Source organism: Arthrobacter sp. HMSC06H05, from assembly GCF_001807395.1.
Taxonomy (GTDB): Bacteria; Actinomycetota; Actinomycetes; order Actinomycetales; family Micrococcaceae; genus Pseudoglutamicibacter; species Pseudoglutamicibacter albus.
In genome coordinates, this window is the sequence record NZ_KV788967.1 from 26197 (window position 1) to 46736 (window position 20540).

The window sequence follows — 20540 nt, forward strand, 5'->3', positions numbered from 1 at the left end:
CGACGGAGGCTGTGCCCGCTACGCGAACTGGGCTTGGCCGACTGTGATCTGCGAGGTTTCCTTGGTGTGCTCGGTGATCCGACCATCGACCAGGGTCACCATTTCATCGAAGCGGTGGGCGTGCTGTAGGTCGTGGGTCACCAGCAGAGTGGTGACATCGAGTTCCTTGGTCATGCGGATCAACAGGTCGATGATGGTCGCACCTGAACGTGAATCCAGCGCGGAGGTCGGTTCGTCCACGAGCAGCACCGACGGATTGGAAACCAGCGCGCGGGCGATGTTGACGCGTTGACGCTGCCCACCGGAGAGCTGGGATGGCCGTAGGTTCGCTTGCTCGCTGAGCCCTACTGCTTCGAGTAGCTCACCGGCACGGATACGCGCGGCACGTTTCTGTGCTCGCGTTCCCGCGAGCTCAACCACCGCGCGCACCTGTTCGTGCGCGGTTAGTGACGGCAGAAGATTGGACTGCTGGAACACGATCCCGATTTTCTCGCGACGCAGACGCGCGGCTTGTGCCGCGCTTAAGCGGCTGGCCTCAACATCGTCGATCATGACGGACCCCGAATCCGGTTGTGTCAATGTCGCCGCGACCGTGAGCAGCGAGGACTTACCTGACCCGGATGGTCCCGTGATTCCGACGAGCGTGCCAGGTTCAGGACTCAGCGTCACGTTATCGAGCGCGGTCACGGTGTCGTTACCGTCCGGGTAGGTCAAGGTCAGGTTGGTGAGGGAAAGCATAATGAACCTTTCAGAAGGATAGTGGCGGTCCGAGAAGCAGACCGGGATGGATGCGTAAGTGCGGGCTCGCGGTTTAGCTGAGGGCTTGCATCGGATCAGCTTTGGTCACTGAACGGAGGGCGAACGCTGCACCGATGAGCCCCAAGAGCGTCATGAGTAGTCCAGGGACGAGCGTTGTGAGCCAGTTGCTGACGAACGGTACGTTCGCAGAGACCGCTGGCCCAGCGAGCATGATGATCCCGATGCCCGCGCCAACACCAACCGCTAGAACGAGCAAGGATTGGCCGATCGCGTCGCGCAGAAGGGCGCTCACGGGGGAGCCGAGTGCTCGCATCACGGCGATGTCCCGGGTACGTTGCAGCGTCCACACGGTGAAGAACGCGCCAACAACGAGCGCGGAGATCGCCATGAGCATCCCGATCATGAGCCCGAGCGAGCCGACCTCGGAACGGAAAGAACCAACGGCCAAGAGCTGATCGAACCCGGCAGGGGAGACCGTGTTCGCGGCCTTGTTGATGGCTTGGGCGTCGTCATCGGAAACATCTGCATGCACTAACAAAGCGTTCGGTTGGCCGCTGCCTCCGGTGCGTTCGGAGAGTTCTTGCCACGCGGTCCACGACATCCCTACGACGGGCACGTGAGAATAGTGACCGGTTCCAGTGACCTCAGAGACCGTGAACTCGTGGCCTGCGACCGTGATCGTGGAACCAGCCTGAACACCGAGTTCTTCCGCGGCGTCTTCACTCACTGTGACGTCGCTGCCGGTCGGTGCTGCCGCGTCGTCGGCCTGGTTCGGGCCTGTGCCGGCGCCAAGGTCAGCGCCAGGGCCGTGCGCCATGATCGCAACGCCGGTGGTGTTCTCCTCGTGGCTTGCCGAGATTTGTGTGACGCCGATGGCGGTCACGTTGGTCTGGCCAACCTGGTCTTCCCATTCGCGCTGGGCTTCAGGGGAGATGGACGAGATGGACATACTTGCGCTCTGAGCGCCGGTGGGGGCCGACATCACGAGGCGGTCAGCCTTCCAAGACCGCACGGTGTCGACGTTGGCGCCGGCGAGCCCGCCGGTCAAGCCGGTCAGGAACCCCACGAGCAAAGTCATGAGCATCACCACCACCGTGATGATCGCGAAGCGTCCCTTCGCGTGTAACACATCACGCCAAGCCAGAAACATTTCAACCTCTTCCGTTCGAACTTCCCCCACGCTGCGATGCAACACTGCCTGCGGTGCAGTGCGGTGCAATGCGCTTTTGCAGGGCAGTGCGGTTTTGCGGTGCAGCCTGGTTTTTCGTTATCTCCATTCCATCGATTTCCGCCCATGAATAGATCCCGCGGAGGACTGATCTTGGTTGCCAACATGGTTGAGGCCGAGGATCAACCTTTCGGTTGATGCATGAGCGTCAAGGCGTGCGGTTGAGCGCAGTATTCTCATACATATGGTTGAGCTCACGCCTTCTTCTGCCCGTGCAGTGCCGGAGCCGGAGCATGTTGTTTCAGCGATGGCCCCAGCCTTCCGCTTGTTGCGGGCTGGCCTGCACATTGTGATGCTCGTGTGCGCTGGTATTGCTTTCGCAGCCGGTGTGGGGTTGAGCAAGACGCCGGGGCAGACGCATCACGGTTGGCTAGGCATGGCAGGCGTTGTGCTCTTCGTTACCGGGTGGGCCGGTGGCGCGATTCAGGTTGAGCGAGGCAAGGTTCACGAAAACACCGCGGCAACCGTGGCCGGTCTGAGCCTCATGGGGGCGGCGTGGATGCTGGCGGCGAGCCAGATCCTGGAAGCCTCGTATTTGGTGTTTCCGTTCTTTTTCGCGTTGCTGTTCCTCTTGGGGATGAAGCTCGGCACGGTCGCTGTTGCGGCCGCCACGGCGTGCGCTATTTTCTTTGTTTCCCTTCACATCGGGTTTTCTTTCGCGGTTGTGATCGGCCCTGTCCTGGGGGCATCGGTCAGCATCATGATTGGTTGGGCGTTGCGCGCGGTCGCGTATCAGGCGGCAATGCGTGAATCTTTGCTACAGAGACTCTTGGACACGGAGCGGGAACTGACCGTGAGCCAGCGGGAGGCCGGGGTGCAGGCTGAACGTGCCCGCTTAGCTGGAGAGATTCACGATGGTGTCTCCCAGTCCTTGTCCTCGATCCAGATGCTGTTGCACGCCGCGGAACGTGGCCTGCCAACCGATGATGAGCATCGTAAGACGAAGGAATACATCGTCATGGCCCGTTCGGTAGCCGAAGACGCGCAGTCAGAGACGCGAGGGATGCTGCGCAGGATGGCACCGGCGGCGCTCTCTGATGAAACGCTCACCGGTGCCCTGGAGCGGCTTGCCGATGTGGGGGCGGGCCCGGCCGTGGTCGTGATGAGTGATGACCCTCCGTTGACGATGAGCCAACAGTCTGCGCTGCTGCGGATCGCTCAAGGGGCGGTGGGTAATGCCCGCCAGCATTCCCGGGCCCACCGGGTTTTGGTTTCACTTGAGCACGATGACGCCACGGCGACACTCACGATCAGCGATGATGGGGTTGGTTTTAGTCCGTCGAAAGCGCCGGAAGGCACACCGGGCAGAGGCCATTTTGGTTTGGCTTTGATGCGTGAGCGGGCTCAACAGCTGGGCGGGGAACTCGTGGTGGATGCCCGCCCCGGTCAGGGCACAAGGATTTCTGTACGGATCCCGCTTGAAGCCGGCGCGTCACAAGGTGGAGGCCAGAGCGGTGCGGGGCAAGCTAGTAACACCCGCGAGGAGGAGCTATGAGCCAAGTTCGTGATCGCATCCGCATTGTTGTGGTGGATGATCATCCCGTGGTGCGGGCTGGTTTGCGCGCCCTGCTGGAGATGGAAGATGACCTCACGGTAGTGGGGGAGGCAGGAAGCGAAGACGATGCTGTTGCCGAGGTTGAGCGGGAGCGCCCTGACCTGGTTTTGATGGACCTGCGGCTCGACCATGAAGGCTCCGGCGCGGTAGCTATTCGGCGTCTGCGTGCAGCGGGGCTCACGATGCCGGTTTTGGTTTTGACCAACCACGATACGGATGCCGATATTCTCGCGGCAGTCGAGGCCGGAGCCTCAGGCTACCTGCTCAAGGACGCCCCACCGGAGGAGCTGTTGCCGGCAGTGCGCGCGGCAGCCGCTGGCCAGTCAGCGCTCGCCCCGGCGATAGCGAGCCGTCTCATGGAACGGCTCGTCTCACCCTTGCCGAGCCTGACGCTGCGCGAACTGGAAGTGTTGCAGTGCGTCTCAGACGGGCTCACGAACGCCGAGATCGCCCAGAAACTCTTTGTTTCGCAAGCAACAGTGAAGACCCACCTGGTTCACGTATTCGAAAAACTTGGGGTGACCTCCCGCACCCAGGCCGTCGCCGAAGCCCGAGAACGCGGACTGTTCTAGACCGCGCTGCTATGCCGCGCTTCCAGACAGCACTTCCAGACAGCACTGCTGTGCCTGCCGGAATCACCATGAAAAACGGCAGGCCCCGGACAACGCCCGTTGTCCGGGGCCTGAAACCGTAGTGGCTTGCTAGTTACTAGATGTAAACGAGGATGTCCTCGCCTTTGACCTCGCACGCAAACCGCGGTAGCGGCGCATTCGCTGGACCGGAAATGACGGTGCCGTCCTCGGCTTTGAACCAGGACTCGTGGCATGGACAGTGGAAACGGTTCTCTGAACCCGGGCTGACTTCACACCCTGCGTGAGTGCAGACCGCCGAAAACGCCAGCACCTCCTTCTCGGAGGGGCGGAACAATACGAGCTTGGTCTGCCCTGCCGCCGCGCTCGCCTGAGACCCCACAGCAAGATCGCTGACCTTCATAACCGCCTCAGGCTTACCCGTGGCTTCAGGGATTTCTGCGGGGCCGCTTGGTCCGCATGCGGCAAGCCCCAGGGCGGCGGCACCCATGACCGCGCCACCTAGGACAGCGCGACGCGAGGCACAACAACCCTGATGCGCCGCATCGTGCTCAGCTGGCGAGGCAACCTCTGCCGCCGCTGCGTTATTTACCGGAGTTTTGTTTTCCATACTGCCCATTGTGTCACTTCGTGGATGCCGGTAAGCTCCACGCGCCGAACGCTTCACCGTTGGCGCGGGTGCTCCCACCAGACTGATCAAGGAACGGGGTGATGCCGCCGAGGTGCTGCGGCCAGCCGGCACCTAGGATCATGCACAAGTCGATGTCTTGCGGGCCAGCTACAACACCTTCATCGAGCATGATGCGGATTTCAGTTGCCAGCGCATCGAGCACCGTTGTGAGCAGTTGATCCTTGGTGATCGATGCGTCCCCGCGTTCAAGCAAGGCCAGGTGCTCTTCCGGGATGAACTTCCGGCCCTTCTCGTCCTTCGACCAGATTGAGGTGATCTTGTTATCGATGAGCGTCTGTAGGTTCTTCGAAAGCGGGAAACGCTCAGGGAAGCTCGTGTTCAGTGTCTCAGCTACGTGCTGAGCAACCGGCAAACCGACCATCGCGAGCAGATCAAACGGGGACATCGGAAGGCCCAACGGATCCAACGCCGAATCCGCTTCGTGCGGGTCCATGCCCTGATCGAATGCGTCCATAACCAGACCGAGCAGCAACAACAGCAGACGGTTGACCACGAAAGCCGGTGCGTCCTTGACCAGCACTGCAGTCTTGCCGAGGCCCTTCGCGGCGGCGAACGCGGTAGCAAGAACCTGGTCCGAGGTCTCAGGCCCGCGCACAATCTCGATCAACGGCATCTGCGCTACAGGGTTGAAGAAATGGAAACCCACCAGACGTTCAGGATGCTCCAGGACCTCGGCCATCTCTTTGACCGAAAGCGAAGACGTGTTGGTTGCGAGGATCGCATCCGGGCGCACAATCTTCTCAACCTCACGGAAAACCTGCTGCTTGACGCCGATCTCCTCAAACACGGCCTCAATCACGAAATCAGCATCCGCGTAAACACCTTTATCGGTGCCAGCCGTGATGAGCTGCTGGATCGCGCGAGCGTCCTCTTCCTTCATCCGGCCACGTTCAACGTTCTTAGCGAGGTAACCGGCAACATGATCCAAGCCAGCCTGGGCGCGCTGCTCATCCATGTCCGTCATCACGACAGGCACCTGCAGCTTCTGAGCGAACACGAGTGCAAGCTGCGCGGCCATCAGCCCCGCACCGACCACGCCGACCTTCGAAATCTTCTGAGGCTCAACAGCCGGCACGCCAGCCGGACGCTTAGCGCGCGCCTGGAATAGCTCCAAGAACGAATAGATGGTGTTTTGGAATGCCGGAGTGAACATCAAGCGCGCAAGCGTATCCACCTCAAGCTCAGCAGATTGCTTCTGCGTCATCGAACGGTTCGCATCCAGCGCATCAAGGAGAGCGGTCGGCGCAGGCCGGGTTTCAGCGTGCGTAGCTTTCTCAACAAGACCGCGCGCATACTTCAGTGCTGCATCCCAACGGGCAGAAACCTCAGGATCAGAGGGATCCTCGAGTTCGCGCTGAGCCTCAGGCGCTGTGCCATCCAGAACGGATGCCGCCCAATCCAGGGAGTCCTGCAGGAAATTCTCCGGCCCAAAACCAACATGAGCCCCGCCCATCTCAACAAGTTCGTTACCGGTAAGGAAACGGTTGCCCTTCAGCGGGTTCTCGAGCATGACCTTCAGACCGTTTTCGATACCCACGATGCGCGGGAAGCGATAGACGCCACCCCAACCAGGAATCAAACCGAGGCCAGCCTCCGGAAGCCCCAGCGCGCGTGTGGCTGTGTTGACGGTGCGGTACTTGAAAGCCAGAGCGGTCTCGAAACCGCCGCCCAGGGACTGACCGTTGATGAACGCGAAACTTGGAACATCGGTATCAGCGATGACGTCGTAGGCCACGTGGCCGAGTTCTGCTAACCGGCGTCCGTCATCAGGATCCGAAAGGGTGCGGATGGTGCTGAGATCCGCGCCAGCAGCGAACGTGCGGCCAGTACCTGTGATAGCGATCGCGTCGATCTCACCGGCTTCGGCACGCTTGACTTGAGCTTCGGCCGCGCGGCCGATCTTCGCTAGGCCGGCAGGCCCCAAGGTTGCAGGATGTCCCTCTTTCTCTGCGACCATCGTCATGAGGGCGATGGTGTGGCCGCCAACCTCATGATCCTCAACCTCAACGCGGGTTACGATTTCGTTCGGGGCCGCCGAACGCAAGTCATCGAAACGTGCGAATCGGTCTGCGGTAGCTGAAGCGGAGTCGTTGGATGCAGCAGGGTTTTCGGTGGGGTTGACTGAATCGGTCACGTGAGTTCCTCCTAGGAAGCGGTTCAACCTCTCAACAGGAGGTTACCGCATAGTAGTGAGGTGGATCACATCCGGGGGAGGCTCGTGCTCAGCAGCGGACCCGCTATGGAGTTTTATGACGCGTCCGCAAGCGGTTCAGGTTCCAAGAACGCAACCGTGATCACGGCGGCTGTTCGGCGGATCTGCCATTCGCGGGCGTGCAGCTCACGCAATCGTTCGCTCACCGAATCAAGGGTGAGCTCCTCGGGCGGCTGCCACGAGATTTCTTTCAAAGTAGCGGGTGCCAGCAGGTTCTCGAGCGGCATCCCTAGCGCATCGGCGTCGCGTTCCAAACGCCAGCGCGCGGTCTGGTAGCGCTCGGCGGCATCAGGGAAGCGGTCATTCCAGGAGCGTGGGGGAGGCATCGTTGAGCGTCGCGCAGTCCGGGGAGGGAAACGGGTTGCGTTCCGAGCACGAGCAATAGCTGTGACCCATCGGCGGGCTTCCTTTGAGGCTAGCCGGCCGCGGAAACCCTCAGTGCGCAACAGTGCCGGAACGGTCGCCGGGAGGTTCCGCGCCGCAGCGATAATCGCAGAATCCGGTAACAGACGGCCAGGCGCGCGGTCCTTATTTTGCGCAACCTTCTCGCGCTCTTCCCACAGTTCCTTAACCGCTAGGATCTGGTGCTTATCTTTCAGCTGATGCAAACCGTGGGTGCGCCGCCACGGGTCCTTCTTTGGTTGAGGCCCGGGTTTGAGGCGTTCATACTCGAACTCCTCGAGCGCCATCTCCCACTTCTTTTGACCCCGAAGAAGCATTTCAAGCTGGTCCCGCAACTCGATCAAAACCTCAACATCGAGGGCTGCGTAATTCAGCCAATCTTGAGGCAAAGGCCGCACCGACCAGTCCGCCGCTGAATGCTCTTTAGCTAAACGCACACCCAGCATCGTCTCAGTGACATACGCCAGACCAACCCGAGGCAGGCCGGCCAAACGGGCCGCCAGCTCGGTATCGAATAACTTATTCGGCTGTAATTCAAGCTCACGCAAGCACGGCAGATCCTGATGTGCAGCATGCAAAATCCACTCGGCATCAGCCAGCGCTTCATTCACGTCCAGAAGATCATCGAACGCTTCAGGATCAATCAAAAACGTCCCGGCACCGGCCCTACGCAACTGCACCAAGAATGCACGCTGACCGTAACGAAAACCGGAAGCCCGCTCCGCATCGACCGCTACAGGGCCGTGCCCCTCACGTAAACTCGCTACCGCGTTATCTAATGCGGCGCGCGTGGAAATCACCGGCGGGATCCCGTCTGCTGGAGAATCAAGCAGGGGGAGAGTTGAAGGATCGCGCTCCGGGAACTGACCAGAGGCGAGAAGTGCTGCCGGCGGGGGATCAAGCTTCATGGTTCTTCTTATCATACTGGCCGGTGACCAGGTGAGGCGTACTTTACCCGATGCTCACGCCGCCTCAGCAGGGAACTCGCTTAAGTGAGGCGGACGTTGGGAAGCGGTGTAATCCCATCTTCGAGAGGGGGGAGCCCCGCGAACGAACAGACCATGTCACACCAGGCTTCAAGCTGGTTTTGGACGTTGTAGTTGCCCGGGGTCCAGGAGGCCCGAAGCTCGATGTTGACAGAGTCCGGCCGCTGTTGAAGATCGCCGAAGTTCTCGCTTAAGGCACGTGTTGCTGTCCCGCCGGCGCGGCGGTAGGGTGCGCCGTGTTCCTCGAGGGCCTCAACCAGCCACGTCCACGCGACAGAAGCGGCGAGCTGATCGTTACCCATCTCGCCATCAACTTCGGCGCGGATATAGGTCACGATGCGCATCGTGCCGTCCCATACCGTGTTGCCTTGCGGATCAAACAGCAAAATGAACCTGCCCGTGGCAAGCTCCGAGCTAGAGTCCGTTTCAGCGCTTGGAACAGCGCTTGAACCCTTGATGGTTTCGTCTTTAACGTCACCTTGAACGGCTGCGACATTCGCTTTGAGCGCGACCGCGTAGGGGGCTAGACGTTTAGGTGCGGGGATCTCCTCGAGCGTCATCTCAGGACGAACCAGGGCGCGCTTCAGACCGTCCAGCACCATCGAAAATTCGTGCGGAACACCGGTTGACCTCAACCGTGTCGTGTCTGCGCTAAAACCCACACCGCTAGCTTATGGAACACGAAAATCTTTTGGTGACGGCACGCCGATAACGCTCAACCCGGGTCATCTGCCAGCGACTGTGCGTAACGCTTCCTGGCGTAGGTTAGAATTCAGTTATAGCATTCTGTCGTTTGTAGAGAACTCAAGAGAATCCAAGCTGTCCGCTGGCGTGGACGTCGACCATGCTCCGACGTCGACCACGTTTTGTTGCGCCATCACGGCAGTCTTGAAAGGTAGCTTCATAAACCATGCTCGACCAGGACTCCATCCTCTTTTCAACTCGCGGCCTCCAAAAGCGCCACGGCTCCAAGGACGCGCTTGTCGATATCAACCTCGACATCGCACGCGGCGAGATCATCGGCCTGGTGGGCCAGAACGGTGCCGGAAAGTCAACGCTGCTCAACGTCATTGGCGGCGCCTACAAGGCTGACGAGGGCGAAATGATCCTCGCGGGGGAGCCTTACAACCCCGATTCACGTGAGGCAGCCTTGGCCGCTGGAGTCAGTGCAATCCCGCAAGATTTCACAGTCGACCCAGAGCTCACGGTGGCCGAGGAGATCTTCGCCACCTCGTTCCAAGCCAGCGCTCCGTATGAAGAAAAAGTCAAGCAGGCTCAAGAACTGCTCGAAGCCGACGGGATCAACATCGACCCTAACGCGCGTCTAGGCGACCTCGCACGCGCTGAACAGGTCTGCGTGCGGTTGCTCCGCCTCTCCTTCGAAGAGTCTCACCTGCTGCTTCTGGACGAGATCACCGCGGTCTCCAATGACCTCGAGATCTCTGTGTTGCACGCCATCACCAACCGCCTGACCAAACAAGGCCGTTCTGTCGTCTACATTTCCCACCGTCTGGATGAGGTGCAGTCCCTCAGCGACCGCATCGTCATCATTCGTGACGGAAGAATCTTCGGCGAACTCGAGCCAAGCGAATCCGGTGGCGCGCCTGGCATCGCCAACGCGATCTTCATGCGCGAGTTCGCCCCAGTCGAGAGGCCAACAGAACTCGAGAACCCTGAACCGTTGTTTGAGCTTGAGGCGTTCGAAGCCAAGGGTGTCAACCCTGTCACGCTCACGGTCAACCGCGGCGAAGTTCTCGGCATCACGGGTATGCGCCGTTCCGGCCACATCGAACTCGGCGCGGCCATCGGCGGCCTCAACCCGTCGACCGGTGGAACGTTGCGACTCAACGGCAACGAAATCAGCGTCCAGTCCACGGAAGATGCCACCAAGAACGGCATCGCCTACCTGCACGACGAAGACAACGCTCGCGGCATCACCAAGGATGACACGATGGCGAGCGCCACGATGCAGCCGATGGAAGGCACCTCTTTCGTTGAGGAAGCTAAGCGTTTCCGTGAAGTTGTGGCAACCATGCAGCGCCTCGACATCAGCGCGGTCGGCCCACACGAATCGATCGGTAACCTCTCCGGCGGTGACCAGCAGAAGGTAGCGCTGGCGAAGTGGCTGCAGGCTGACGCCGATGTTGTTGTGCTCAGCCACCCGACCCGCGGTGTTGACGTTGCCTCGCGTGAAGTGGTTTACGAAATGATTAGCGAAATCACCGGCCACGGTGGCGCTGTCATCCTGATCTCGAGCGACATGACCGAGGTGCTCGATAACTCGAACCGCGTAGCTGTCATGCGTGACGGTGACCTCATCGACGTGTACCCGAACGCGGGGCTCACGGAGGACATGCTGGTCATGATCGCTCTTGGCAGCCAGTGGAAGACGGGTGGCTCTGGCCGCCGTGCAGTATCGCCGAACGGCAACGATAGCTAGGTAGAACGATGGCTGGGTTCTTTAGCTGGTTCAAACGTGGCGGAGAATCGAGGGACGATGACCTCGACCTGCAACAACCGTACGCAGCTTCCGATGAACTCGACGAGACCGGTCTATCCTCTGGCGGTGCTGAAGGGACCTCCAACACATCAGCGTGGAGAGCACCCAAGCATCAGGACCGAAGCAGGGATGAGAAGCCACGGCGCAGGCCTGAACATGCAGCGTCCTCGCCAGATGAGGCTGATGCTTCATTCGACGATGTGCTGAAACACTCCGACGAGACGGAGCCAGGAGCACAACCACGGCCAACAAACCGGCAACGGCCAGTTGCGATGCCAAGGCCAGAGGTGAAGTCACGGCCGGCGCCCGCTTCACGGCCAGAGGCACGGGCTGAGTCAACGCCTGCAGATTCGAAGTCGGAACGGACGCCAGAACACAGGGCAACGCCTGAGCCGACTCACGAACCTGCAACGAGGCTAGTGCCGGTATCCGAAGCCGGCGCGAGGCGGAGGCCAGCACCTGGTTCCAAGCCAGCAGCGGCACCCAAACCAGCGCCGCAGCCGAACCGTGATTCCGCACGCGAATCAGCTGCGACGCCGAAGCCTGCGGCCCAGCAGGAACCGAAGCCAGCGACAACGCCGAAGCCAACGACAGAGTCGAAGCCTGCTCCAGAGCAGAGGCAGGAGCAGTCACCGAGGCCGGAACGAAAACCGGATCCACAACCTAACGTAGAACCACAACCGAAACCGGAGTCGCGACCTAGCACAGAACCACGACCGAAACCGGAGCCGGTTCAAGAGGAATCGGTGGCTGCTGTCAATCCGCGGCCCCGTGACCGTTCGCGATACAACGCGCGTCATTCAGGTGGGTCATTTTTTGATAATTTACCTATCGGGGAGTCAGGCAGACGCCCCGAGTTGCGTGTCCTGGACGAAAATAAAGTAGAAAAAGACAAAAGTCCGACGAGCGAAGAAAACGCGTTCGCACCTGCTTTTGAAGACTCGACGGAGCCGACAGGCTCCGCCGTACGAAGCTCTGTTTCCGCGCAATCGGAAACGGAAACCGCGAGCACCGATGCAACTGACGGTGCCGCCCCAGGAAATGAAGGGAAGACGCCCATGGCACAACTTGACCAGACTGTAAACGAACTACTCTCCATTGACGGCGCAACTGGTGCCGCAATCGTTGACATCGACTCGGGCATGGCGCTCGCGTTCGGTGGCGCGCCAGGTTTCGACCTGAACGTTGCAGCCGCCGGTAACTCGAACGTGGTTCGTGCAAAGATGAACACCATGAACGACATTGGTCTCAACGGCCGGATCGAAGACATCATGATCACGTTGAACGACCAGTACCACCTGGTCAACATCCTCGCCACTGAGGGCACCGCAGGCCTGTTCCTGTACCTGACCCTTGACCGTGCGAAGGCTAACCTGGCATTGGCCCGCCACAAGCTCAAGCAGGTTGCTAAGCAGGTTTCGGTCTAATACACGTTGGTCTAGTACCATCCGGGCCCATCGACTGCCTCGCCCTTTCGGGCGAGGCAGTTTTGTTTTGCTTCGTTTTATGGATCATGAGACCGGCTTCTGAACCAAGCAGATCGAATTGATGCAGTACCGCTGATCCGTTGGGGTGTTGAAGCCTTCACCCTCAAAAACGTGCCCCAGATGCGAATCACACCTCGCGCACCGCACCTCAACGCGGCGCATCCCTAACGAATCATCCACCAGATAGCGGATAGCAGAAGAATCCTCCGGCGCATAGAACGCCGGCCAACCGCATCGGGCATCAAATTTCGTGTCCGAAGAAAACAGTTCAGCCCCGCAGCCGCGGCACGCATACACCGCCTCGGTGGCATCGTCCGTGTACGCGCCCGTACCTGGCCGTTCTGTGCCAGCCTGACGCAACACAACGTACTCTTCAGGACTCAGCTGCTCACGCCACGCGTCATCGCCGCGGCCCAACGGATCGTCAACAAAGGAATGCATAGAGTCAGTCTACGAGGCGCCACCAATAGGTGAGATGATGGGGTGCATGGGATCCGCAGCCAACAAGAAACTGCACAGAACCAACCACGCCGGCACGCCAAAATGGGCTGTCGCAGGGCTAGGAGCAGGAATCGTCGGGGCCGGCGTGATCACCGGTTTAGGGTCCCTCTTCGCCCGCGCAGTCGTGACTCCTTCACGAAACAACCCCGAACACGTGAAGATCCTCGACACAGGCGAGGACCACATCGGCCCATACATCGATCTGCAATCCCGCGGCCCAGAAATCACAGCCCCCGGCCGTTACTCCTTGTGGTTCAACAACTACACCGGGCACATGAAGATCGGGGACATCGTCCCGACGCCGTCACGCAACAGTGTGCGCCGCCGCATCATCAGCATCGACCACGGCGACATCAGCCAGGCAACCAGCGGCAGCATTGGCGGCAACTACTACATCAACCCAGCGGATGCTGGCGTGCAGGCAACGCAAGTGTACGTGCCACTCACAGCTGGCCCTGCGCCGGCGTGGCTCGTTGAGGGCACCACCCACCCGGAAACGTGGGCGATTCTGATCCACGGGCGCGGAGCATCCCGGCTTGAAACCCTGCGCGGGCTCAAACCATTGAGTGAACTTGGCCTCACGGTGCTTTCCATGAGCTACCGCAACGACGGCGAAGGCCCGGAAGTCAACAACGGCCGCTACGGCTTAGGCGCGACCGAATGGCACGATGTGGATGCGGCTATCAGGTACGCGCTCAGCCACGGCGCCCAAGACATCGTGCTTGTGGGCTGGTCGATGGGCGGAGCCATCTCGCTACGCACCCTCGAGCTGTCGCGTTACCGGCACCGCATCCGTGCGTTGGCACTGACCGGCCCTGCAGTCGACTGGTTCGAGATCCTGCGGTATCAAGCGAAGATCAACAACATCCCGTACCTCTCGGGACGGATCGGGGAGTGGCTACTAGGCCAGCGTATCGGGAAGAAGCTCACCGGCCTGACCTCACCCATCGACCTCAAGGCGCTGAACTGGGTTGAACGCGCCGACCAGATCACCACTCCTGTGCTGATCCAGCATTCCCGCGACGACCGGTTTGTGCCATACATTTCATCCGAACGGCTCGCGAAAAAGAACCCACGCTACGTCACGCTCGTACCATTCACACGCGCCGGGCATGTACGCGAATGGAACGTCGACCCACACAAATGGGAAACAACACTCAAAAACTGGCTCCAGAAAACTCTCCGGATATAAACGACAGCGCATATAAACGACAGCGCGCCCACCCGAAACGGGTGAGCGCGCTGTCACAGCATGAAGCACCGTGAAACACGGTCAAGTGTGCGCGAGTTCCTTCCGCACACGGTTCTTAATCCGCCCCAGCATCGCCGTCATCCCACGCAAACGCAACGGTGAAACAGCGCGCGATAAGCCGATAGTTGACGGGTAATCATCCGGGGTTGCAAGAACCTCCTCAGCCGGTAGCCCATGGAGGCCCTCAACCAACACGCCTGCGAAACCGCGCGTAGTAGGCGCCTCAGGCGGGGCCGTAATGAACACGCCCACCGTATGCTCGGCATCATCAGCGACCTCAACCGTCAAAAACACAGGGGACTGGCACTCAATCACCTGTTCAAGATCAGCATCTTGGTAACGCTCAGGAAGCTCGGGCAGGTTATCTGAAAACTCGAGCAGCAACTCAAGCCGCTGCGGTTCAGGTAGCGCGTTGAAATCCTCTGCGATCTCTGCCAAAGCAGCTGGCAAAGCCATCGAAGCTCCCTCCTAAGCGCCGCGGACGGTAGAGCCAGGCTTCACGGTACCCGGCTGCTCACCCACAACAATCGGGACGCCCACAACATTGCCCCACTCAGTCCACGAGCCGTCATAGTTACGGACATTCTCGAAGCCGAGCGCGTACTTCAAAATGAACCACGTCAGCGCCGAACGCTCGCCAATACGGCAATACGCAATCACGTCATCGCCTGGTTTCAAACCGGCCTGATCCATGTAGAGCGCCTCAAGCTCAGCGCGAGGCTTGATCACCGAACCCTCACCAACTGCGCTTGACCACGGAACTGAAGCCGCCGTCGGAATATGGCCGCCACGCAACGCACCTTCCTCCGGATAATCCGGCATGTGCGTGCGCTCGCCCGTGTACTCCTGAGGGGAACGGACATCGATCAACGGGGTAGAACCGAGCAGTGAAAGAACCTCGGGCAAGAAGACACGCAACTTCGAATCATCACGGTCAACCACCGGATAATCCGTCGCCTCACGCTCAGGCACCTCACGCGTCAGTTCACGGCCTTCCGCAACCCACTTATCGCGGCCGCCATCCATCAAGCGAACATCCGGGTGACCAAACAACTCCAAAACCCACAGCGCATACGCTGCCCACCAGTTGGACTTATCGCCATACACCACCACGGTGTCCTCACGACTGATGCCCTTACGGCTCAACAACGCCGCCATCGCCTCACCATCGAGGTAATCACGGGTCACCGCATCGTTAAGCTCGGTATGCCAATCCAGCTTGACCGCACCCTCGATGTGTCCGGTCTCATACAGCAGAACATCCTCATCGGACTCCACGATCACAACGCCGGGCTTATGCAGATGATCCGCGACCCACTGCGTGGATACCAGCTTCTCCGGGTGCGCATATTGCGCGTGGCGAGCTTCCTCCGTTAAAACCTCTGACATACCTGAACGATCTCCTTATATTTTGTTCACGTTCGGACCTAGCGACAGCATTACGCTGACGCGGAAATGCACCTATCTTGAACAACCAGAATGGGTGCGCAATGATTCCCTTCCAGCCTAGTGACAAATAAAACACAGCTTGGATGTGGCGCACACAAAAGGAAACAAACGCCAGATTGCGTAAGATCACAGGCAGAGACATCGTTGAGAAAGTGCCTCGAGGAGCGGTTGCGAACGCAGGCGTGCTTGCTGGCACATCAACTTGACGACGCATATGAGGCACTGCAACCTGAGGAAACGCATCTACGTGGCAACCATTCACAAGTTGACCGACATCACCCCCAACGTCGCCGCAGAGGCACTTCTAGACGGAATGCATCCGTCGTATCGGTTCGGGGAGGTCTCCTTCGACACCTACATCCCCGACCCATCCCAGCCGAGCCAAGCGGCCGCGGTGAAACGTCTGCAGGAGTTCGCAGAAACCGTCAACGCGGATGCCGCGCCCGCGAAGGGCCTCAAGAAGCTGTTCGGTAAAAAGAAGAAAGCGAAAGGTCCGGCAGGCATCTATCTTGACGGTGGTTTCGGTGTGGGTAAAACCCACCTTCTGGCTTCGCTGTGGCATGCGACGGAAGGCAAGCGTGCGTTCGGCACGTTCGTCGAGTACACCAACCTTGTGGGCGCGCTCACCTTCCCACGGGCGGTTGAGATCCTCAAGACCTATAACCTTGTGTGCATCGATGAGTTTGAGCTCGATGACCCGGGCGACACCGTCTTGATGTCCCGCTTGATGCGTGAACTGGCCGATGCCGGGGTCAAGCTGGCTGCGACATCGAACACGTTGCCTGGTGCGCTGGGGGAGGGACGCTTTGCCGCCCAGGACTTCCAGCGTGAGATCCAGGTTTTGGCGGATCAGTTCGAGATCATCCGCGTGGACGGTGAGGACTACCGCCATCGTGGCCTGCCGGACGCTCCGGAGCCAATGAATGACAGCGAGCTGTTGTCGTTTGCGGAGGAACGTTACCCGGATGCGCACATCGCCGAAGACGATTTCGGCGAGCTCGTAGAGCATCTATCGAAAGTCCATCCGTCGCGTTACCGCAAGCTTCTGAGCGATACCGATGTGCTGGTACTGCACAACGTCGAGACGATTACCAACCAGGCGATCGCTCTACGGTTTGTGGTTTTCGCTGACCGCCTCTATGACAAGGACGTGCCGATCGTTGCTTCCGGCGGCTCGTTCGATCACCTCTTTACGGAAGAAATGATGGCCGGTGGCTACATGAAGAAATACTTCCGCGCAGTTTCTCGTTTGACCGCGCTGGTTCGCGAAGGCCAGGGCGCTGAATCCTAAGCGAGCTTCCTAGCGTCTGGCGGGTTGCCGCCAGGCGCTAGGGGGCAGGCCGGTGCTAGACGGCAGGACGGTGCTGCGTGGTAGGGCGGTGCCGGGTGAGAGCTCTGCACCTTAACGCGTTAGGCCGGGAACATCTTTTGATGTTCCCGGCCTTCCGTCATGAGAGCGGACAACGGGATTCGAACCCGCGACCTCCACCTTGGCAAGGTGGCGCTCTAGCCAGCTGAGCTATGTCCGCAAATGACAGTCCAGTTCAGGACCGTATTTATAGAAACCGTGGTTCAAGTCTGAAGAACCGCGGTTCTCGTGCGCGATACTGGGTTCGAACCAGTGACCTCTTCCGTGTCAAGGAAGCGCGCTACCGCTGCGCCAATCGCGCCTATATAGGCTGCAAATCACTTAGTGGAGGTGGGGACGGGATTCGAACCCGCGTATACGGCTTTGCAGGCCGCTGCCTCGCCTCTCGGCCACCCCACCACATCCGTAGAACTACGGTGCCTATGACAGGCCAGCAAGTGGTTTGCGAGCGGACAACGGGATTCGAACCCGCGACCTCCACCTTGGCAAGGTGGCGCTCTAGCCAGCTGAGCTATGTCCGCACGTGGTGTCACCCGCAGTTAGTTTCCTGTTCGGAAACCGTTTCCGGTGTGATGCCAACGAGTGATTACTCTAGACCAGATTCTGCCTCGATGCCAAATCGGGGTCAGACCGAGTGTCTCAAGACCTGCGATATGCGCTGGCCGTCCCCAGAATGCCCCAGCTCACGAGTGAGCGCGCCGCCCGAGCAAAGCTGGCAACGCATCGTGCCGTTAGCTTCGAGGCACTGGCGGTCCAAGCCACAGCAACGCCACGAACAGCAACGCAACGAACGCAACCAACAGCACGGCCGCGAGCCACACATGACGTAAAACCCACGCCTGAACGTGCTCGATGAAACCTTTCGGTTCCTCACCTCCCGGCGCTAATCGCCATCCGCCCTTCAACAGGCCCCTGCGGTCTACGTAGAGGTCAAACGGCAGGGTTGCGAACGGGACGACTGCAAGCAACACACCCGTGAGGCCGATGCGGGCCGGCCACTTTTGGTTGACCCACACGAAAACAGTGGAGGTGGCATAGCTCAAGAACACGAACCCGTGGATGCCGCCGGCAAACGGCACGATGTTGGCGACATCGAGTGCGCGAAGGATCAGCGCGGTAATGAGCCCTGCCCATGTGAATATTTCTGCGATGGCGAAGGTGCGGAACAGCAGGCGAGGGCTGACAGGCTTGCTTGGTGATGTAGTGGTCATCGAATGGTCGCTCCGTTGGTGGAAGATGCAGCATCAATTTTAGGTGTGACTGCGCGGCGCACAGCCACAACAAAGACGATGAGGCCGGCCGAAATGGCGATGTGTCCCAAGCCTGCGATGCCGGAGATCATGGCCGAAGAGTCCCGGCCAAGTACGGTGAGGCTGCCGTGCCAGGTGAGCATCGCTGACGTCACAACGAGACCGGCGTTGTAGAGCCAGAAGAACCAGGCGAACAGTTTGGGGCTGTCAGAAATCGAGAAAACCTTCTCGACCACGAGGAATATGAGAAACCCCATGAAACCAAGCGCGAGCAAGTGTGTATGCACAACGCCAAGCTGCGTGAACTGGCCTTCTGGGAATTCGTTGATCTTGGTGAATTCACGGTAGAAAACGCCGGCGGTCAAGCCTGCGATCAAATAGATCAAGGATGCGTTCAGCAGCTTCTTCACGGTTCAGTTCCTTTCGGTTCCGGCGCTTCAGGTTCCGGCAGAGGCGCAACGGGTTCGGTCTTTATTGGGGTTCGGGAATGGGGTCCGGACTTTAACGTCATTCAACTTCTTTGAAGAGGCAGAAACATCGCGATCTGTGTTGAAAGTCAGCTCAACCTTTCGGTTGATGAGGTAGCGGTTTGCCGGTCCAGGTCGCGTGAACAAAGTGTCAGTGAGCAATGTGTCGGTGAGCAATGTGTCAGGGGTAGGTGACAAACTTGGGAGCATGACACAGCCATTGCTCGCGCATCAGACCTCCCTCGGGCGCATGTATTCACGCACCGTGGGCGGGCTCCCCGAAGTTCCCTCGATCACCACCGTGATTTCCCGCCACGCGGTGGATATGACGGGCTGGGCTGGGCATATGGCCGCGACCGCGGTCATCAATGACGAGCGTTTACCAACGTCAGTGGGCAATAAGATCCAGCTCAAGCAGATTGCACGGCAGGCCTCTTCCGCGGCGGAGAAATACCGTGACGAGGCAGCGGCCCGTGGAGACCGGGTCCACAACTATGCCGAACACAAGGCTCTGCGTGAGCTTGGCCGCCCGCACGAGGCCGCACAGATGCGTGAAATCCTCAAAGAACACGGGGAAGGCGCCTACGCGGATCGTTTCGATGAATGGTGGGATCTCTTTGGTGTTCGGCCTATCGAACCGGAAGTCACTATCTGGAACCACACTGTCGGCTACGCCGGCACACTCGATCTGGTTGCCGAGATCGGGGGAGCGACCTGCCTGATCGACTATAAGACGCGCGGCACTACCCGGGATGGCCGTGTTAAAGCGCCAGACCCTAAGGTTGTGATGCAACTCGCCGCCGGCGCGCAGGCCGAGGAATATCTGAGCGATCCAGAAAAAGGGACGTGGGAGCCGTGGCCGTTCCCTAAAAACAGTGTTCTGCTCGCCGTGGCTCTCGGTGAAACTGAGGTGCTACCGATGCGGGCCCAGCCTCACAGCCTCGAAAACGCGTGGAAAAGGTTCTGGGCTCTACGTCAAGTATGGGAAACCGAATCCGTGGCCTTCAGCGCAGCCGCAGAACTTCAGCCCGTCCCGCCACCAGCTACTCGGTAGCCACAACACGTACTGGGCGTAACACGTGAGCGGTCAGGCCGGACTGTCGCCCGCCAATCTCACGGTTTTCTCACATACGATGGAAAGCAAACAGCGGAGGGTAAGCACCGCTTCCGCGCCGTACTCGTTGAGCGACAAACAATCATTGAGCAACGCACGTTTTTGAGCGAAGAACATTTCAGAAAGAGGGGAAGCGTGACAGTTCACGCGATTCGTACAGTAGGGGACCCGGTTCTACGGACAGCGGCGGAGCCCGTCACTGTTTTCGATTCATCTTTAGCCTCGCTGGCCCGAGACATGCACGAGACCATGAACAAGGTCAACGGTGTGGGCCTAGCAGGACCACAGATCGGCATCAGCAAACGCATCTTCACCTACAATATCGACGGACACCAAGGCACAGTGTGCAATCCGGTTCTTGAGATCCTGGACGAAGAAACCATCGAAGACGATCGCACGATCGAAGGCTGCCTATCGGTACCAGGGATCCAGATGCCGCTGGCACGCCCCAGGAAAGTCCGGCTCACCGGCGTCGATGTCACTGGCGAGGAAGTAGAGATCATCGCCGAGGGCCTGCTTGCGCGTTGCTTCCAACACGAAACCGACCATCTCAACGGCAGACTCTTCATCGATCGGCTCACAGGAGACGACCGCCGCCGCGCACAACAACAGCTGCGCCACAAAGCCTTCCAAAGCAACGTCGACCACGTGCAAGACCAACGTGCCGCCACCATCGGCAGCGCCTTCTCAAACAAAACCGGTAACTCATTCCTCAGGAGCTGATGCGC

19 protein-coding genes and 4 tRNA genes are annotated in these 20540 nt (G+C 59.6%); 8 read left to right on the forward strand and 15 right to left on the reverse strand.

Translation table 11 applies throughout. The features are described 5' to 3' along the window. Positions 1-18 precede the first annotated feature (18 nt). Positions 19-738, reverse strand: a complete 720-nt coding sequence (locus tag HMPREF3160_RS00405) for an ABC transporter ATP-binding protein (RefSeq protein WP_070506402.1) — start codon at positions 736-738, stop codon at positions 19-21. 73 nt (positions 739-811) lie between these two features. Further along, positions 812-1939 carry an ABC transporter permease gene (locus tag HMPREF3160_RS00410; protein ID WP_256173703.1) on the reverse strand — a complete coding sequence of 376 codons (1128 nt, stop codon included), beginning with the start codon at positions 1937-1939 and terminating at the stop codon, positions 812-814. Positions 1940-2171: 232 nt separating this feature from the next. Here HMPREF3160_RS00410 and HMPREF3160_RS00415 point away from each other — a divergent pair, with 232 nt between their 5' ends. Next, on the forward strand, positions 2172-3482 hold the full coding sequence (locus tag HMPREF3160_RS00415; protein ID WP_070506407.1) for an ATP-binding protein: 1311 nt from the start codon (positions 2172-2174) through the stop codon (positions 3480-3482). Beyond that, positions 3479-4114 (forward strand): response regulator, encoded by a 636-nt coding sequence (locus HMPREF3160_RS00420; protein ID WP_035757599.1) that lies wholly within the window; start codon positions 3479-3481, stop codon positions 4112-4114. The genes HMPREF3160_RS00415 and HMPREF3160_RS00420 overlap by 4 nt, the downstream gene beginning before the upstream one ends. 136 nt (positions 4115-4250) lie before the next feature. On the opposite strand, the gene HMPREF3160_RS00425 is transcribed toward HMPREF3160_RS00420, so the two are convergent. From HMPREF3160_RS00425 to HMPREF3160_RS00440, 4 genes are all read right to left on the reverse strand, one after another. Continuing rightward, the gene (locus HMPREF3160_RS00425) at positions 4251-4742 is read right to left on the reverse strand and encodes a Rieske (2Fe-2S) protein (RefSeq protein ID WP_176744670.1); all 492 of its coding nucleotides are present in this window, start codon (positions 4740-4742) and stop codon (positions 4251-4253) included. A 13-nt stretch (positions 4743-4755) separates the two neighbouring features. After that, a complete protein-coding gene (locus HMPREF3160_RS00430) occupies positions 4756-6867 on the reverse strand; it encodes a 3-hydroxyacyl-CoA dehydrogenase NAD-binding domain-containing protein (RefSeq protein ID WP_070506451.1) in 2112 nt (703 codons plus the stop codon). 203 nt (positions 6868-7070) lie between these two features. Continuing rightward, positions 7071-8345, reverse strand: a complete 1275-nt coding sequence (locus tag HMPREF3160_RS00435) for an HRDC domain-containing protein (protein ID WP_052048683.1) — start codon at positions 8343-8345, stop codon at positions 7071-7073. A gap of 80 nt (positions 8346-8425) precedes the next feature. Further along, a complete protein-coding gene (locus HMPREF3160_RS00440) occupies positions 8426-9085 on the reverse strand; it encodes a DUF3000 domain-containing protein (RefSeq protein WP_370977307.1) in 660 nt (219 codons plus the stop codon). A 248-nt stretch (positions 9086-9333) separates the two neighbouring features. On the opposite strand from HMPREF3160_RS00440, the gene HMPREF3160_RS00445 reads away from it, so the two are divergent. Together HMPREF3160_RS00445 and HMPREF3160_RS00455 are read left to right on the forward strand one after the other, a co-directional pair. After that, positions 9334-10863, forward strand: coding sequence for an ATP-binding cassette domain-containing protein (locus HMPREF3160_RS00445; protein ID WP_083285194.1), 1530 nt, complete (start codon positions 9334-9336; stop codon positions 10861-10863). 1118 nt (positions 10864-11981) lie between these two features. Next, positions 11982-12350 (forward strand): roadblock/LC7 domain-containing protein, encoded by a 369-nt coding sequence (locus tag HMPREF3160_RS00455; RefSeq protein WP_035757698.1) that lies wholly within the window; start codon positions 11982-11984, stop codon positions 12348-12350. An 84-nt stretch (positions 12351-12434) separates the two neighbouring features. On the opposite strand, the gene msrB is transcribed toward HMPREF3160_RS00455, so the two are convergent. Further along, complete coding sequence (msrB, locus tag HMPREF3160_RS00460) at positions 12435-12851, reverse strand: peptide-methionine (R)-S-oxide reductase MsrB (RefSeq protein ID WP_052048691.1); 417 nt, start codon at positions 12849-12851, stop codon at positions 12435-12437. Between the two features lie 46 nt (positions 12852-12897). Between msrB and HMPREF3160_RS00465 the strand changes: the two genes are divergently transcribed. Beyond that, a complete protein-coding gene (locus tag HMPREF3160_RS00465) occupies positions 12898-14103 on the forward strand; it encodes an alpha/beta hydrolase family protein (protein ID WP_052048693.1) in 1206 nt (401 codons plus the stop codon). 81 nt (positions 14104-14184) lie between these two features. On the opposite strand, the gene HMPREF3160_RS00470 is transcribed toward HMPREF3160_RS00465, so the two are convergent. Both HMPREF3160_RS00470 and HMPREF3160_RS00475 read right to left on the reverse strand, forming a co-directional pair. Further along, positions 14185-14619 (reverse strand): SufE family protein, encoded by a 435-nt coding sequence (locus tag HMPREF3160_RS00470; RefSeq protein ID WP_035757603.1) that lies wholly within the window; start codon positions 14617-14619, stop codon positions 14185-14187. Between the two features lie 12 nt (positions 14620-14631). Beyond that, positions 14632-15552, reverse strand: coding sequence for a sulfurtransferase (locus HMPREF3160_RS00475; RefSeq protein WP_035757605.1), 921 nt, complete (start codon positions 15550-15552; stop codon positions 14632-14634). 307 nt (positions 15553-15859) lie between these two features. Here HMPREF3160_RS00475 and zapE point away from each other — a divergent pair, with 307 nt between their 5' ends. Continuing rightward, entirely contained in the window at positions 15860-16903 is a 1044-nt protein-coding gene (gene zapE / locus HMPREF3160_RS00480; RefSeq protein WP_035757606.1) for a cell division protein ZapE, read from the forward strand. Positions 16904-17067: 164 nt separating this feature from the next. Here the strand turns inward: zapE and HMPREF3160_RS00485 are convergent. The 6 genes from HMPREF3160_RS00485 to HMPREF3160_RS00510 all read right to left on the reverse strand — a co-directional run bounded on the left by HMPREF3160_RS00485 (position 17068) and on the right by HMPREF3160_RS00510 (position 18641). Continuing rightward, positions 17068-17141 (reverse strand) — tRNA-Gly (locus tag HMPREF3160_RS00485). Between the two features lie 69 nt (positions 17142-17210). After that, positions 17211-17282 (reverse strand) — tRNA-Val (locus HMPREF3160_RS00490). Positions 17283-17306: 24 nt separating this feature from the next. Beyond that, positions 17307-17380 (reverse strand) — tRNA-Cys (locus tag HMPREF3160_RS00495). Positions 17381-17428: 48 nt separating this feature from the next. Continuing rightward, a tRNA-Gly gene (locus HMPREF3160_RS00500) sits at positions 17429-17502 on the reverse strand. Positions 17503-17712: 210 nt separating this feature from the next. Beyond that, complete coding sequence (locus HMPREF3160_RS00505; protein WP_070506410.1) at positions 17713-18192, reverse strand: DUF3817 domain-containing protein; 480 nt, start codon at positions 18190-18192, stop codon at positions 17713-17715. Beyond that, complete coding sequence (locus tag HMPREF3160_RS00510; protein ID WP_070506412.1) at positions 18189-18641, reverse strand: DUF2871 domain-containing protein; 453 nt, start codon at positions 18639-18641, stop codon at positions 18189-18191. The genes HMPREF3160_RS00505 and HMPREF3160_RS00510 overlap by 4 nt, the downstream gene beginning before the upstream one ends. A 265-nt stretch (positions 18642-18906) precedes the next feature. On the opposite strand from HMPREF3160_RS00510, the gene HMPREF3160_RS00520 reads away from it, so the two are divergent. Together HMPREF3160_RS00520 and def are read left to right on the forward strand one after the other, a co-directional pair. Beyond that, positions 18907-19752 (forward strand): PD-(D/E)XK nuclease family protein, encoded by an 846-nt coding sequence (locus tag HMPREF3160_RS00520; RefSeq protein WP_035757610.1) that lies wholly within the window; start codon positions 18907-18909, stop codon positions 19750-19752. Between the two features lie 195 nt (positions 19753-19947). Then, positions 19948-20535, forward strand: coding sequence for a peptide deformylase (def, locus tag HMPREF3160_RS00525; RefSeq protein ID WP_070506417.1), 588 nt, complete (start codon positions 19948-19950; stop codon positions 20533-20535). Positions 20536-20540: the final 5 nt, after the last annotated feature.

Coding starts and splice junctions, on each gene's coding strand:
- HMPREF3160_RS00405 (WP_070506402.1), bottom strand. CDS start 738: ATGCTTTCCCTCACCAACCTGACCTTGACCTACCCGGACGGTAACGAC.
- HMPREF3160_RS00415 (WP_070506407.1), top strand. CDS start 2,172: ATGGTTGAGCTCACGCCTTCTTCTGCCCGTGCAGTGCCGGAGCCGGAG.
- HMPREF3160_RS00420 (WP_035757599.1), top strand. CDS start 3,479: ATGAGCCAAGTTCGTGATCGCATCCGCATTGTTGTGGTGGATGATCAT.
- HMPREF3160_RS00425 (WP_176744670.1), bottom strand. CDS start 4,742: ATGGAAAACAAAACTCCGGTAAATAACGCAGCGGCGGCAGAGGTTGCC.
- HMPREF3160_RS00435 (WP_052048683.1), bottom strand. CDS start 8,345: ATGAAGCTTGATCCCCCGCCGGCAGCACTTCTCGCCTCTGGTCAGTTC.
- HMPREF3160_RS00445 (WP_083285194.1), top strand. CDS start 9,334: ATGCTCGACCAGGACTCCATCCTCTTTTCAACTCGCGGCCTCCAAAAG.
- HMPREF3160_RS00455 (WP_035757698.1), top strand. CDS start 11,982: ATGGCACAACTTGACCAGACTGTAAACGAACTACTCTCCATTGACGGC.
- msrB (WP_052048691.1), bottom strand. CDS start 12,851: ATGCATTCCTTTGTTGACGATCCGTTGGGCCGCGGCGATGACGCGTGG.
- HMPREF3160_RS00465 (WP_052048693.1), top strand. CDS start 12,898: ATGGGATCCGCAGCCAACAAGAAACTGCACAGAACCAACCACGCCGGC.
- HMPREF3160_RS00470 (WP_035757603.1), bottom strand. CDS start 14,619: ATGGCTTTGCCAGCTGCTTTGGCAGAGATCGCAGAGGATTTCAACGCG.
- HMPREF3160_RS00475 (WP_035757605.1), bottom strand. CDS start 15,552: ATGTCAGAGGTTTTAACGGAGGAAGCTCGCCACGCGCAATATGCGCAC.
- HMPREF3160_RS00505 (WP_070506410.1), bottom strand. CDS start 18,192: ATGACCACTACATCACCAAGCAAGCCTGTCAGCCCTCGCCTGCTGTTC.
- HMPREF3160_RS00520 (WP_035757610.1), top strand. CDS start 18,907: ATGACACAGCCATTGCTCGCGCATCAGACCTCCCTCGGGCGCATGTAT.